Below are 14,695 nucleotides of genomic sequence, written 5' to 3'. Positions count from 1 at the left end.
CGGTAAGCAGGTGCAGGCAGCAAGCGAAACACCCGATCGGCCGGAGCGGCGACCCTGGAGCAGACTGCACCGGGCCCGCGTCCTCTACCGCAACGTCTCCAAGCGGAAGATGGTCTGGCTGCTCCTCAAGGACACCGTCAACTCGTGCATCGAGTACCGGATCCTCGGCCTCGCCGCCGAGGCCGCCTTCTTCACCCTGCTGTCCCTGCCACCCCTGCTGCTCGGCCTCATCGCCCTCCTCGGCTACGCCGACGACTGGACCAACACCGACACCGTCGCCAGCATCGAGGAGAACATCCTCCGCGCGGCCGGAACGATCCTCTCCGACCGGGGCGTCCGCGAGATCGCGCAGCCGATCCTCGACGACGTCACCCGGGCGAAACGGCCCGAGCTGATCTCGATCGGCTTCGCCATCGCCCTGTGGTCCGGCTCTCGCGCGGTCAACGTCTTCATCGACACCATCACCGTCATGTACGGCCTCGACGGGCACCGGGGCATCGTGAAGACCCGGCTGCTCGCCTTCCTGCTCTACCTCGTGGCGCTGGTCATCGGGGCGGTGGTGCTGCCGCTCGCGGTCGTCGGCCCCGACCGGGTCGTCGAACTCGTCCCCTGGGGCACCGACGTCGTCGCCGTCCTCTACTGGCCGGCCGTCATCCTGCTCTCCATCGCCTTCCTCACCACCCTCTACCACGTGTCCGTGCCCGTCCGGTCGCCGTGGATCGAGGACATCCCGGGCGCGCTCGTCGCCCTCGCGATGTGGGCGCTCGGCAGCTTCCTGCTGCGGATCTACCTGACGAGCCAGGTCGAGGGACCGACGATCTACGGCTCCCTGGCCGCCCCCATCGCCATCCTCCTGTGGATCGGCGTCTCCGCCTTCGCGGTCCTCGTCGGCGCCGCCGTCAACGCGGCGATCGACCGCGTCTGGCCGTCCGTCGCCACCGCCGCCGCCCGCGAGGCCAACGAACGCGCCCGCGCCGTCCAGGCCGCCGAGCTCGTCGCCCGGATCCGCGCGGAGGCGGAGGACGTCGACGAGGACGACCCCGACATGCCCTCCGAGTTCCCCGAACGCTGGTCCCGGTTCCTCCCCCCGGACGACGTCAAGGCCCGCCTCCACACGGGCTGGGAGAAGGACTGAGGAGGCCGGGGAGGCCGGGGGAGCGGTGCACGGGGGACGCCCCGCCCGGCCCGCCGGCGCCGCCCGGTGGACCCGGACGGCACCGGCCCCGCCGCCCCGGCGGGTGCGGGGACCCGATCCGGACCGGCGGCCGGCACCACCTCCCCGTGCGGCGCCCCTCCGCTCCCTCCGGGAAGCCGGGCCCCGGGCGCCGGTAGAATCGACGTCCATGGCCGACACCCAGTACGAAGACCTGTTGCGGCTGGTGCTCAGCACCGGAACACCGAAAGCCGACCGGACGGGCGTCGGCACCCGGAGCGTCTTCGGGCACCAGCTGCGCTACGACCTCTCCCAGGGGTTCCCGCTGGTCACCACGAAGAAGGTGCACCTCAAGTCCATCGTCTACGAGCTGCTGTGGTTCCTGCGCGGCGACTCGAACGTCCGCTGGCTCCAGGAGCACGGCGTCACCATCTGGGACGAGTGGGCCGACGCCGACGGCGACCTCGGTCCGGTCTACGGAGCCCAGTGGCGCTCCTGGCCCACCCCCGACGGCGGGCACGTCGACCAGATCACCGAGGTGCTCGACACGCTGCGCCGGGACCCGGACTCCCGCCGGATGATCGTCTCCGCCTGGAACGTCGCCGAACTGGACAGGATGGCGCTGGCGCCCTGCCACGCCTTCTTCCAGTTCTACGTCGCCGACGGCAGGCTCTCCTGCCAGCTGTACCAGCGCAGCGCGGACCTGTTCCTCGGCGTGCCCTTCAACATCGCCAGCTACGCGCTGCTCACCCACATGGTGGCGCAGCAGGTCGGCCTCGAACCGGGCGACTTCATCTGGACCGGCGGCGACTGCCACATCTACGACAACCACGTCGACCAGGTGCGCGAGCAGCTCTCGCGCACCCCGTACGCGTTCCCCCGGCTGCGTCTGGCCGAGGCCGACTCGCTGTTCGACTACGCCTACGCGGACGTGGAGGTGGTCGACTACCGGCACCACCCGGCGATCAAGGCTCCGGTGGCGGTGTGAACGTCGGACTGATCTGGGCCCAGACGCCCGACGGCGTCATCGGTGCGGACAACGCGATCCCCTGGCGCCTGCCGGAGGACATGGCGCACTTCAAGGCGACCACCCTCGGACACCCGGTGGTGATGGGGCGCAAGACCTGGGACTCGCTGCCCGCGCGGTTCCGCCCGCTCTCCGGACGGCGGAACATCGTCGTCACCCGCGACCCCCGGTGGGCGGCCGAAGGAGCGGAGCGCGCCGGGTCCGTCGAGGAGGCGCTGGCACGCGCCGCCGAGCCCCCGGAGCCGGCGGCCGCCCCCGCGCGGACCTGGGTGATCGGCGGCGGGGAGATCTACCGCGCCGCCCTGGGACACGCCACGGAGCTCTCCGTGACGGAAGTCGACACGCACGTGGACGGCGACGCCCACGCCCCGGCCCTGGGCCCGGAGTGGACGGTCGCCGAGGACGGGGGCTGGCGGATCTCGACGACCGGTCTGCGCTACCGCGTCCGCCGCTACACCCGGCCCGGCACCCCCACGACGGGCTGACCCCGCCCCGCCCCTCCCGAGCGGTCGACGGCGGCCTCCTTTAATCGGTGGTGCCGTCCCCCGGGGCGGGGCTATGGTTCTGCTCATCCGTTCCCGGACAAGGGGACGGAGTCGGTGCGTCGAGACGAAGCAGGAGGTGAGGACAGTGATGACTGTCACGGTGACGGGCTGTGCCCGCATGCAGGAGTTCATCGTTCCCACCCCTGTGGTCTCCGGCTGACATCCCATCGACTCGCGCGCGGAGCGCGCGGCCGGGGCCGCCCTTCGAAGGGTTCCCCTTGTCTTTCCCGCTTTCCTCCCTTTCTTCCTCCTCCTTCTCCTCCTCCGTCCTCGACGCCCACGGCTGGGACGCCGGCTGGGCCGAGAGCTTCGCGCCGTACGCCGCCCAGGGGCTCGTCCCGGGGCGGGTGATCCGGGTCGACCGGGGGCAGTGCGACGTCGCCACCGCCGACGGGGTCGTCCGCGCGGACACGGCGTTCGTGACGCCGCACGATCCGCTGCGGGTCGTCTGCACCGGCGACTGGGCCGCCGTGGACCCCGAGGGGGCCGGTGACCCCCGGTACGTACGGGCCTGCCTGCCGCGGCGGACGGCGTTCGCGCGGTCGACCTCGTCCAAGCGGTCCGAGGGGCAGATCCTCGCGGCCAACGTCGACCACGCGGTCATCACCGTCTCGCTCGCCGTCGAGCTGGACCTCGGACGGATCGAACGGTTCCTCGCCCTCGCCTGGGAGTCCGGCGCCCAGCCGACCGTCGTCCTGTCCAAGGCCGACCTGGTGCCCGACCCGGTCGTCCTCTCCCACCTGGTGGAGGACGTCCAGGGGGTCGCGCCCGGCGTCGAGGTGCTGCCGCTCAGCTCGGTCGACGGGGAGGGGGTCGACGTCCTCGCGGCCGTCGTCGCCGGCGGCACCACCGTCCTCCTCGGCGTCTCCGGCGCCGGGAAGTCCACCCTCGCCAACGCCCTCGTCGGCGAGGACGTCATGACCGTGCAGGCCGCCCGTGACGTGGACGGCAAGGGCCGGCACACCACCACCACCCGCAACCTCTTCGTGCTGCCCGGCGGCGGGGTCCTCATCGACACGCCGGGGCTGCGCGGGGTCGGCCTGTGGGACGCCGAGGCCGGCGTCGGACAGACCTTCGCGGAGATCGAGGAACTGGCCGCGGAGTGCCGCTTCCACGACTGCTCCCACGCGTCCGAGCCGGGCTGCGCGGTGGTCGCCGCCCTCGACGACGGCACCCTGTCCGCGCGCCGCCTGGAGAGCTACCGCAAGCTGCTCCGGGAGAACCAGCGGATCGTCGCCAAGACCGACGCCCGGCTGCGGGGCGAGATCCGCAAGGACTGGAAGCGCAAGGGCGCCGAGGGGCGCGCCGCCATGGCCTTCAAGCGGGAGGGCCGGCTCCGGTAGCCCGGACGCCATGTCCGAATCCCGCCAGTGCGCGGCGGTCCGCCGCCGCACACTGGAGGCATGACGGACCCGGACCACGAGAGCGACACCCGCTACCAGGCGGTGAGCAGCAGGGACGCGCGGTTCGACGGGGAGTTCTTCTTCGCCGTCCGCACCACCGGCATCTACTGCCGGCCCAGCTGCCCCGCCGTCACCCCCAAGCGGCGGAACGTCGCCTTCTTCCCGACGGCCGCCGCCGCCCAGGGCCACGGCTTCCGCGCCTGCCGCCGCTGCCGGCCCGACGCGGTGCCCGGCTCCGCCGAGTGGAACGTCCGGGCCGACGTCGTCGGCCGGGCGGTCCGGATGATCGGCGACGGCGTCGTGGACCGCGAGGGCGTCCCCGGCCTCGCCGTCCGCCTCGGCTACAGCACCCGCCAGGTCCAGCGCCAGCTCACCGCCGAGCTGGGCGCCGGACCGGTGGCGCTGGCCCGCGCCCAGCGGGCCCACACCGCCCGGGTGCTGCTCCAGACCACCGCGCTGCCGGTGACCGAGATCGCCTTCGCCGCCGGCTTCGCCTCGATCCGGCAGTTCAACGACACCATCCGGGCCGTGTACGCCCGCACCCCGACCGAGCTGCGCGCCGAGACGGCCCGCGTGCCGGGCGCCGAGGCCGCCGCCGGCGTGCCGCTGCGGCTCGCCCACCGGGGGCCGTACGCCGCCGACCGGGTCTTCGACCTGCTCGCCGCCGAGGCCCTGCCGGGCGTCGAGGAGGTCACCGGGCCGCCCGGCGCCCGCACCTACCGGCGCACCCTGCGGCTGCCGTACGGCCCCGGCGTCGTCGCCGTCGACGAGCGGGCGCCCGGCACCTGGCTGGAGGCCCGGCTGCACCTCGCCGAACTGCGCGACCTCACCACCGCCGTGCACCGGCTGCGCCGCCTGTTCGACCTCGACGCCGACCCGTACGCGGTCACCGAGCGGCTCGGCGCCGACCCGCGCCTCGCCGACCGGGTCGCGGCCCGCCCGGGCCTCCGGTCGCCGGGCGCCGCCGACCCGGAGGAGTACGCCCTCCGGGCCGTGCTCGGCCCCGGGGAGTCGGCCCGCGTCCTGGCGGAGCTCGGCACCCCGCTGACCGCCCCCGACGGCACGCTCCGCGCCCTCTTCCCCGCCCCCGCGGACCTCACCGGCCACCCCGTCGCCGGCCCCCTCGCCCGCGCCCTCGCCGACGGGAGCCTCCGCCTCGACCCGGGCGCCGACCGCGACGAGGCCGCCCGCCTCCTCGGCGCCCTCCCCGGCGTCGGCGCCGGGGCCGCCGCCCTGATCCGCACCCGCTCCCTCGGCGACCCGGACGTCCCGGCCCCGGACGGCCCGGACGCGCCGGAGTGGAGGCCCTGGAGGTCGTACGCCCGGCGCTACCTGGAGCTCAGCCCAGGAGGACGGCGCCCGCCCACGCCCCCACGATCAGCAGACAGGCGAAGAGCTCGACCAGCACGCTCGTCCCGGCCGCCCGCATGATCGCGCGGGTGGCGGCGCGGGCCTGGCCGTGGCCGCCGAGGCGGAGGCGCTCCGAGAGGTAGACGCCGCCGACGAAGCCGGGGACCGCGCCGACCACCGGGAGCAGCACGAAGCCGAGGAGGGCGCCGCCGCCCGCGTACCCGATGGTCCGGCGGGTCAGGCCCACGCCCCGGAAGCGGCGGGGCGGCAGCTGCCAGACCACCACCTGGGTGAGGAGCAGCAGGGCGGTCGAGGAGACGAGCAGGATCCAGGCGAGGCCGGTCCGCTCGTGCAGCGACCACCAGAGCACGGCGGCCCACACCAGCCAACTGCCCGGCACACCGGGGGCGAGCACCCCGAACAGGCCGAGGAGCATGACCGCGGCGACCATCAGGAGCTGCCACACACCCACGCGCCCCAGCCTCCCCCAGAACCGGCGTTCCCGCAGGTCGCGAGGGCCGAAGGGGTGGCCACCACCCCTCCGCCCGGCCCGCCCCGCTCCTCCGCCCGGCCCGGCCCGCTCCTCCGCCCGTCCCGCCCCCGCCGCCGGGGCCCCGGGCCCGGCCGGGTTCAGCGGCGGGCGACCCAGCCCTTCTCGTACGCGTGCCAGCCGAGCTGGAGGCGGGTCGTCACGGCGGCCAGTTCCATGAGCCCCTTCACCCGGCGCTGGACCGTCCGCAGGCCCAGGTCCAGCTGCTTGGCCACGCTCGCGTCGGTCATGCCGGCGAGCAGCAGGGAGAGGATCTCCAGGTCGGTGGCGTCCGGGCCGGGGGCCTGGTCCTCGGTGATCTGCGCGCTCGCGCCGAGCCGCAGCGGCAGCGCGTCCCGCCACACCGCCTCGAAGAGGCCCATCAGGGACTCCAGGAGGCCGCTCGCGTGCACCACCAGGGCGGCCGGCTCGGCGCCCCGGCCGGTGAGCGGGACCATCGCGAGGCTGCGGTCGGCGACCACCAGCTTGGTCGGTACCCGGTCGACGACCCGGATCTGCTCCTGGCGGCCGAGCGCCGCGGAGAGTTCGAGCAGCCCGGAGGGGAGGGTGAGCACCTCCCGCTCGATGACCACCCGGTAGCGGACGCCCCGCCCGGCGGCCAGCTCCTCCGCGTCGTTCTCCATCCCGGAGACGGCGATCGGCTTGCCGGTGACCAGCGCGCAGACCTCCTCCGCCGCGCCCAGCTGGAGCTGGAGGAAACGGTGGGTGACGGCGCTCGCGCCGGTGACCACCTCGACCAGGTCGTGGACGGCCGGCTCGGTCGCCTCCGCCCGGTACTCCTCCGCGAGCAGCGCCGCCGCCAGCTCCGCCTGCTCCAGCTCGTGCCGCTGCTGGGTGAGGAGGGCGCCGAGCGCCACCCCGGGCGGCGCCGCCACCCAGCGGCCGGTGCGCGCCGAGGACTGGGCGGCGAGCCCCTGCGCCTCCAGGCGGCGCAGCGCCCGCTCGGTGTCCTGTTCGGGCAGCGACAGCCGGTGTGCCAGATCGGTGACCTCGGCCGCCCCGAGCGCGATCAGCGCCCGGTAGGCGGACTCCTGCCGCTCGTCCAGTCCTATCGCTCCCAGCATCGGTTCCCGCCCCTCGCCGTGCCGCCGGCGGACGGCACGCGACGTTCCGCGCGCGTTCTCCGGAGGCATTCGTTCCGTTGGTGACCTGGCGGGAATCGGCCACGGCGTATTCCCGCCGCGCCCATCATCCCTGTACCGCCCTCACCTCTGCCAATGTGGCGCCACCGCAGCACCAACCACCTCCGGTTACGGGTGACTTGCGCCCGTTGTCCGGATTTCGATGGGGAGAGCGATGCGTCCGATTTCGCGTACGGCCCTGGGGACGGCGACCGCCGCCGTCCTGGCCGTCACCGCGGCCCTGCCGTCCGTCGCGGCCCAGCCGCCGGCCGGCGGGTCCGCCGAACGTCCCGTGGTGGGCGGCGAGGCCCAGGCCCGCGCCGGCGAGCGAGGCGAGACGGGGGTCCCCCCGGCCGAAGACCGGGGGAGGCCCGCCACGGTGACCCTGGTCACCGGCGACCGGGTCCTGGTGAGCCGGGACGAGCGGGGCGCCCCCGCCGCCACCGTGCTCCCCCGTCCGGACGGCACCGTGCCGCTGGTCCAGACCCGCCGCTCCGGCCGGGACCTCTACGTCTACCCCGAGGCCGCCACCGACGCGCTCGCCGCCGACCTGGTCGACGAGGAGCTCTTCAACGTCACCGGCCTGGTCCGCCAGGGCTACGACGACGCCTCCACCCCCACGCTGCCGCTGATCGCCGTCTACGGCTCCGCGCCCTCCCGCTCCGGGTTCGCCGCCCCGCCCGCCCCGCGCGGCGCCCACCGCGGCCAGGTCCTGAAGACCATCGGCGGCGTCGCCCTCGCGGCCGACAAGAAGCAGGCCGCCACCTTCTGGGCCGAGGTCTCCGCACCCGCCGCCCGCTCCGCCTCCGCCGGCATCGAGAAGCTCTGGCTCGACCGCAAGGTCGAGGCGCTCCTGGAGCGCTCCACCGCCCAGGTGCGCGCCCCCGAGGCCTGGGCCGCCGGCTACGACGGCACCGGCACCGAGGTCGCCGTCCTCGACACCGGCGCCGACGCCGAACACCCCGACCTCAAGGGCCGGATCGTCGCCTCGGAGAACTTCACCGACTCCGACACCGACGCCGACCGCGGCGGCCACGGCACCCACACCCTCTCCACCGTCGGCGGCTCCGGCGCCGCGAGCGGCGGGAAGAAGAAGGGCGTCGCCCCCGGCGCCCGGCTCCTCAACGGCAAGGTCCTGAACGACAGCGGCTCCGGCGCCACCTCGTGGATCATCGCCGGCATGGAGTGGGCCGTCGCCCAGGGCGCCGACGTCGTCTCCATGAGCCTCGGCAACCCCTCCGAGACCGACTGCGACGACCCCCTGAGCGCCGCCGCCGAAGAACTCGCCAAGAACGAGGGCACGCTCTTCGTCGTCGCCGCCGGCAACGCGGGCCCGTCCCTCAACTCGGTCTCCTCGCCCGGCTGCGCGCCCGGCGTCCTCACCGTCGGCGCCACCGACCGCGACGACTCCACCGCGTCCTTCTCCAGCCGCAGCCCCGTGGCCGACGAGGCCCACACCCTCAAGCCGGAGATCGCCGCCCCCGGCGTCGGCATCTCCGCCGCCGCGGCCGGCGGCCGCGGCCTCTACGCGTACCGGGCGATGTCCGGTACGTCGATGGCCACCCCGCACGTCGCGGGCGCCGCCGCCGTCCTGAAGCAGCGTCACCCCGACTGGACCGCCCAGCAGTTGAAGGCCGCGCTGGTCTCCTCCGCGCGGAGCGACGTCCCCGGCGACGTCCGGGAGACCGGCGGCGGCCGGCTCGACGTCAAGGCCGCGATCGACCAGACGGTCCTCTCCGCCCCGGCCGTCCAGGGCGGCACCTTCCCCTGGCCGCAGAACAGGAGCGACCGCACCACGGTCGCCGTCCCCTACACCAACACCTCCGACACCCCGGTCACCCTCGACCTCGCCGTCGAGAGGGTCACCGGCAACGACGGCTCCGCCGTGCGGTCCGCGGTCGCCCGCCTCGGCCGGCGCACCGTCACCGTCCCGGCCGGCGCCACCGTCGAGGTCCCGCTGACCGTCGACCCCACCGCCCGCCTGGAGCGCGCCCAGTACGGCGACGTCACCGGCAGGGTCGTCGCCACCGCCCCCGGCGGCGTGCACGTCTCCACCCCCTTCTCGCTCCACGTCGAGCCCGAGACCGTCACCCTCCGCGTCAAACTGATCGACCGTCAGGGCAACCCCGCCGACGGCGCCTCCTCGCTCGACGTCATCGGCACCGACACCGCCACCGGCGAGCGCCGGTTCAACGAGGGCGCCGCCGACCAGGTCTACCGCCTGCGCCCCGGCAGCTACTTCCTCACCTCCTTCGTCACCACCCCCGACGCCGGCGAGGGCGCCACGCTGACCGACTCGCTCACCCACCTCGCCCGGCCGCAGCTGGAACTGAGGAAGGACACCACGGTCGTCCTCGACGCCCGCGAGGCCGCCCGGCTCTCGGTCCGCACCGACCGGCCGTCCGAACTCCGCGGCGCCACCCTCGCCTTCGCCCGCTCCTGGGACGACACCTGGCTGCACGCCGGCACCGCCGTCGGACCGCGCACCCTCCGCGCCTACTACGCCTCCGTCGAGGGCGAGGCCCGCGACGGCTCCTTCGAGTCCGGCAGCTACTGGCGCGCCGCCGCCCCGCAGATCACCTCCCTGCGCACCGGCGACGGCCTGGACCTCCACCCGGTGACCGCCTCCACCGGCTCCGACAACCTCGACGGCACCGGCTCCGCCGCCCTCGTCGACGCCGGCACCGGCACCCCGGACGAGCTGGGGGCCGCCGGCGTCCGGGGCCGCCTCGCCCTGGTCACCGTCCCCGACGGCGTCACCGGCGTCGCCGCCCTGGCCCGCGACGCCAAGGCCGCCGGCGCGGTCGGCGTGGTCGTCCACCACGCCTCGACGGCCCGCTGGTACCCGGCCGGCGGCTTCACCGGGGCCGGCCTGCCCGTCCTCGCGGTCCCGGCCGCCGAGGCCGGCGCGCTGCGCGAGCGGCTCGCCGCCGGCGAGGTCACCCTGCACTGGAAGGCCACGGCGAGGACCCCGTACGTCTACACCCTCGCCTTCCCCGAGACCGGCGAGGTCGACGACGACCGCGCGTACCGGGTCCGGGACGCCCGCCTCGGCCGCTCGGACGTCACCGTCGGCTCGGCCGGCGTCGCCGCGGACTTCATGAACTTCCCGTCCGCGTCCCGCCCGAACGGCGTCTCCGTCGGCTTCGCCGGCCTGGAGACCGTCCCCGCCCCCGGAACCCGCACCGAGTACTACACGCCCGGCGACACCGTCTGGCACCAGTACCTCGGCAGCAGCTTCCCCTACGGCGAGCTGATGGCCGGCGACCGGCACGCGTACGCCGCCGGCGAGCACCGCACCGAGCGCTGGTACGACGGCGTCCTCGCCCCGACCGCCCCGCGCGGCGCCGACGGCGAGCCCGTCCTCGTCTCCGAGCGCCAGGGCAACCTCATCGGCTTCGCCGCCGCGATGTGGGGCGACGGCTCCCACCACGCCGAGCCGGGCTCCTTCGGCGACATCGGCAACCTGCGGCTGCGCCGCGACGGCGAGACCATCGGCGAGAACGCCTGGCCGTTCGGGGTCTTCGAGGTGCCCGCCGAACCCGGCGCGTACGAGCTGGAACAGAACACCATGAAGCTCGGCAACCGGAACTGGGCCCGCTCCACCTCCGTGCGGTCGATCTGGAAATTCACCTCCCGGCTCGACGAGACCGTCTATTCTCAGAGCATCCCGATCCTCTTCCCCCGGTACGATCTGCCGGCGGACGGACTCAAGACCCTCGCGGCGACCGACGGCCAGAAGATCGGCCTGACCGCGACGGGACACGCCGGCTACAAGGCGGGCGCTCTCACCTCGGCCGAGCTCTCGTACTCCTATGACGGCGGTACGACCTGGACCGAGGCACCGGTCACCCGGCAGAACGGCACCTGGACCGCGACCGTGAACCACGCGGGCGCGACGGGCAAGCCGGTCACCCTGAGGACCGAACTGACGGACGCCCACGGCAACTCCGTCACCCAGACCGTGGTCCGCGCTTACGACGTGCGCTGACCACGCCGGTCCGCCGGACGTCCTTCCCGTGGGGGGTGGGGTCGTCCGGCGGACCACCCATTCGCAGCAACGGTTTTTCTCGTGTCCCGTTTTCCCGGGCCGCCCGCGGTGGACAATAAGGGCATGACGCAGCAGGGGGACAACTGGTGGGACGCGCTCTACGACGAAGCGGCGGAGGACACCGCCCCGACGGCCTCGGGTGACAGCCTCGACGCCCGCTTCGCCTCCGCCACCCGGGCCACCGCGCCCGACGCCGCCCCGCCCCCGCCGCCTCCCGCGACCGCCCCCGCGCCCCCGCCTCCGGCGCCTCCCGCGGCCGCGCCGCTCCTCCCGCCCCCGCCGGCCCACCCGGCCGTGGCCGCCCCGCCGGCCGGTCCGCCCCGCGCCGCCCGGACCGTCCTGCCCCCGCCGGACCGCCCGGCCGCCCCGCCGGCCGAGGCCCCCGCGCCCCCCGAGGCCGTACCGCCCGCCCCGCCGGCCCGCCCGGCCGGTCCGCCCGCGCAGGCGGTGCTCGGGCCGGCGCCGTGGGAGGCGCCCGTCAGCGGACCCCGCACCTTCCCGTCGCCGCCCCCGCCCCCGTCCTCCTCCGACGACGACGTGCCCGAGCCGGGACCGGAGGCCGGGGCCGGAGCGGCCGCCGGGCCGGAGCCGGGAAACGAAGACCGCACCGACCGCACCGTGCGGGTGCGCGTGCCCGCCGGGCACGAGCCGACCGTGCAGGTGCCGGTGCCCCGGCCCCGTACCGATTTCGTCGGCAGCCGGCCGCCCACGTACGAGGCCGAGCCGACCGCCCTGCCCGCCGCCCGGCCCGGCGAACTCGGCGACCTGGTCGCCGACACCGTCCTCGACGGCGCCCGCTACGGCACCGCCACCCTCCGCGCCGCCTCCGTCCGCGGCGACTCCGCCCGCTACCGGGGCGAGCCCCGCCGGGACGCCCTCCTCACCGCCCGCTTCGGCCACGACGAGACCGCCCTCGTCCTGGTCGCCGTCGCCGCCGGCTCCCGCGCCGCCGACGACGCCCACCTCGCCGCCGCCGACGCCTGCCGCTGGATCGGCGAGGCCGTCGGCCGCAGCCACGCCCGGCTCGCCGAGGACATCCGCTCCGGCCGCCGCGGCGACCTCAAGTCCGGCCTGCACCGGCTCACCGACCGCACCTACGGCCGGCTCCGGGCCCGGGCGGCGGAGCGGGGCACGGCACCCCACGCGTACACCGCGACCCTCCGCTGCCTGCTGATCCCCGCCGACCCCGACTGCCGGACCCGGGTCTTCTTCGGCATCGGCGGCGGCGGCCTCTTCCGGCTCCGCGACGGCGCCTGGCAGGACATCGAACCGCTGCTGCCCGACCCGGCCTCGGTCACCGGCGCGCCCGTCGTCGGCTTCGGCGCGACCCCGCCGCACGGCACGCCCGAGGCGACCGAGGAGGGCGACCGGCTCACCATGGACCTCGGCATCACCACCGCGCCCGGACCGCTCGTCGAGGACCCCGTCCCGCCGCCGGCCGAACCCTTCCGCTTCCGCGCCTCGGTGGCCCGCCCCGGCGACACCCTCCTCCTCGCCTCGCCCGGCCTCGCCGAACCGATGCGCGGCGAGCCCGCCCTCGCCCGGGAACTGGCGGCCCGGTGGAGCGGCGCCGAACCCCCCGGCCTCGCCGCCTTCCTCGCCGACACCCAGCTGAGGGTGACGGGGTACGCCGATGACCGTACGGGAGCGGCGGTCTGGGAGGCGTGACGGGCCGGGTCGTGTGTTGATGGACCCATGGCCAAACAGAACGTAGCGGAACAATTCGTCGACATCCTCGCCCGCGCCGGAGTCCAGCGGCTCTACGGCGTGGTCGGCGACAGCCTGAACCCGGTCGTCGACGCCGTCCGGCGCAACCCCGCCATCGACTGGATCCAGGTGCGGCACGAGGAGACCGCCGCCTTCGCCGCGGGCGCCGAGGCGCAGGTCACCGGCCGCCTCGCCGCCTGCGCGGGCTCCTGCGGGCCCGGCAACCTCCACCTCATCAACGGCCTGTACGACGCCCACCGTTCGATGGCCCCCGTTCTCGCCCTCGCCTCCCACATCCCCTCCAGCGAGATCGGCCTCGGCTACTTCCAGGAGACCCACCCCGACCAGCTGTTCCGCGAGTGCAGCCACTACAGCGAGCTGATCTCCAGTCCGAAGCAGATGCCCCGGCTGCTGCACACCGCCGTCCAGCACGCCGTCGGCCGCGGCGGCGTCTCGGTGGTCGCGCTGCCCGGTGACATCGCCGACGAGCCCGCCCCCGAGAAGGCGTCGGGCAGCGCCCTCGTCACCTCCCGCCCCACCGTCCGCCCCGGCGACGCGGAGATCGACGCCCTGGTCCGGATGATCGACGCGGCCGAACGGGTGACGCTCTTCTGCGGCAGCGGCACCGCCGGCGCCCACGCCGAGGTCATGCAGTTCGCGGAGCGGCTCAAGGCCCCCGTCGGGCACGCCCTGCGGGGCAAGGAGTGGATCCAGTACGACAACCCCTTCGACGTCGGCATGAGCGGGCTGCTCGGCTACGGCGCCGCCTACGAGGCCACCCACGAGTGCGACCTGCTGATCCTGCTCGGCACCGACTTCCCGTACAACGCCTTCCTCCCCGACGACGTCCGGATCGTGCAGGTCGACGTCCGCCCCGAGCGCCTCGGCCGCCGCTCCCGGCTCGACCTCGCCGTCTGGGGCGACGTCCGCGAGACCCTGCGCTGCGTCATCCCCCGGATCCGGGAGCGCACCGACCGCCGCTTCCTCGACAAGATGCTGAAGAAGCACGCCGACGCCCTGGAGGGCGTGGTGAAGGCGTACACCCGCAAGGTGGAGAAGCGCACCCCGATCCACCCCGAGTACGTCGCCTCCGTCCTCGACGAACTCGCCGACGACGACGCCGTGTTCACCGTCGACACCGGCATGTGCAACGTGTGGGCGGCCCGCTACCTCACCCCCAACGGGCGCCGCCGGATCATCGGTTCCTTCAGCCACGGCTCGATGGCCAACGCGCTGCCGCAGGCCATCGGCGCCCAGTTCACCGACCGCGGCCGGCAGGTCGTCTCGCTCTCCGGCGACGGCGGCTTCTCCATGCTCATGGGCGACTTCCTCACCCTCGTCCAGTACGAACTCCCCGTGAAGATCGTGCTGTTCGACAACTCCTCGCTCGGCATGGTCGAGCTGGAGATGATGGTCGCCGGACTGCCCTCGTACGGCACGAGCCACCGCAACCCGGACTTCGCCGCCGTCGCCCGGGCCGCCGGCGCCTACGGCGTCCGCGTCGAGAAGCCGAAGCAGCTCGCCGGCGCCCTCAAGGACGCCTTCAGACACAAGGGCCCGGCCCTGGTCGACGTCGTCACCGACCCCAACGCCCTCTCCATCCCGCCGAAGATCAGCGCGGACATGGTGACCGGCTTCGCCCTCTCCGCCAGCAAGATCGTCCTCGACGGCGGGGTCGGCCGGATGCTCCAGATGGCCCGCTCCAACCTCCGCAACGTCCCCCGGCCGTAGGCGCCCGGCAGGGCGGCCCTCCCGGCCCGATTCGCCCCGCCGCGTCCGTTCGCCGAC

The 14,695-nt window shown here is 75.0% G+C and carries 10 protein-coding genes; 8 read left to right on the top strand and 2 right to left on the bottom strand.

Annotated elements, in window-relative coordinates; all coding sequences use genetic code 11:
* Positions 1–10: 10 nt before the first annotated feature.
* From AB0E83_RS18610 to AB0E83_RS18590, 5 genes are all read left to right on the top strand, one after another.
* Positions 11–1,135: a YihY/virulence factor BrkB family protein gene (locus tag AB0E83_RS18610; RefSeq protein ID WP_362112404.1), complete on the top strand. Its 1,125-nt coding sequence runs from the start codon at positions 11–13 to the stop codon at positions 1,133–1,135.
* Between the two features lie 208 nt (positions 1,136–1,343).
* The gene (locus AB0E83_RS18605; protein WP_362112401.1) at positions 1,344–2,141 is read left to right on the top strand and encodes a thymidylate synthase; all 798 of its coding nucleotides are present in this window, start codon (positions 1,344–1,346) and stop codon (positions 2,139–2,141) included.
* Entirely contained in the window at positions 2,138–2,665 is a 528-nt protein-coding gene (locus tag AB0E83_RS18600) for a dihydrofolate reductase (protein WP_362112398.1), read from the top strand. The genes AB0E83_RS18605 and AB0E83_RS18600 overlap by 4 nt, the downstream gene beginning before the upstream one ends.
* Positions 2,666–2,943: 278 nt before the next feature.
* Positions 2,944–4,068: a ribosome small subunit-dependent GTPase A gene (gene rsgA, locus AB0E83_RS18595; protein WP_362112395.1), complete on the top strand. Its 1,125-nt coding sequence runs from the start codon at positions 2,944–2,946 to the stop codon at positions 4,066–4,068.
* A 60-nt stretch (positions 4,069–4,128) separates the two neighbouring features.
* Positions 4,129–5,559: an AlkA N-terminal domain-containing protein gene (locus AB0E83_RS18590; RefSeq protein ID WP_362112392.1), complete on the top strand. Its 1,431-nt coding sequence runs from the start codon at positions 4,129–4,131 to the stop codon at positions 5,557–5,559.
* Here AB0E83_RS18590 and AB0E83_RS18585 read toward each other — a convergent pair.
* Together AB0E83_RS18585 and AB0E83_RS18580 are read right to left on the bottom strand one after the other, a co-directional pair.
* Positions 5,468–5,950, bottom strand: a complete 483-nt coding sequence (locus AB0E83_RS18585) for a DUF456 domain-containing protein (protein WP_362112389.1) — start codon at positions 5,948–5,950, stop codon at positions 5,468–5,470. The genes AB0E83_RS18590 and AB0E83_RS18585 overlap by 92 nt on opposite strands.
* A gap of 158 nt (positions 5,951–6,108) precedes the next feature.
* The gene (locus AB0E83_RS18580; protein WP_362112386.1) at positions 6,109–7,092 is read right to left on the bottom strand and encodes a helix-turn-helix domain-containing protein; all 984 of its coding nucleotides are present in this window, start codon (positions 7,090–7,092) and stop codon (positions 6,109–6,111) included.
* 232 nt (positions 7,093–7,324) lie between these two features.
* Here AB0E83_RS18580 and AB0E83_RS18575 point away from each other — a divergent pair, with 232 nt between their 5' ends.
* From AB0E83_RS18575 to AB0E83_RS18565, 3 genes are all read left to right on the top strand, one after another.
* Positions 7,325–11,140, top strand: a complete 3,816-nt coding sequence (locus AB0E83_RS18575; RefSeq protein ID WP_362112383.1) for a S8 family serine peptidase — start codon at positions 7,325–7,327, stop codon at positions 11,138–11,140.
* A 123-nt stretch (positions 11,141–11,263) separates the two neighbouring features.
* Positions 11,264–12,868 carry a protein phosphatase 2C domain-containing protein gene (locus AB0E83_RS18570; RefSeq protein WP_362112380.1) on the top strand — a complete coding sequence of 535 codons (1,605 nt, stop codon included), beginning with the start codon at positions 11,264–11,266 and terminating at the stop codon, positions 12,866–12,868.
* 27 nt (positions 12,869–12,895) lie between these two features.
* Entirely contained in the window at positions 12,896–14,638 is a 1,743-nt protein-coding gene (locus AB0E83_RS18565; protein ID WP_362112377.1) for a pyruvate dehydrogenase, read from the top strand.
* The last annotated feature ends 57 nt before the right edge of the window (positions 14,639–14,695 follow it).

This window comes from Streptomyces sp. NPDC035033 (assembly GCF_040636735.1).
Classification (GTDB): Bacteria; Actinomycetota; Actinomycetes; order Streptomycetales; family Streptomycetaceae; genus Streptomyces.
The sequence above is the reverse complement of the archived record's forward strand: the minus strand, read 5'-3'. Positions and strand labels throughout refer to the sequence as shown.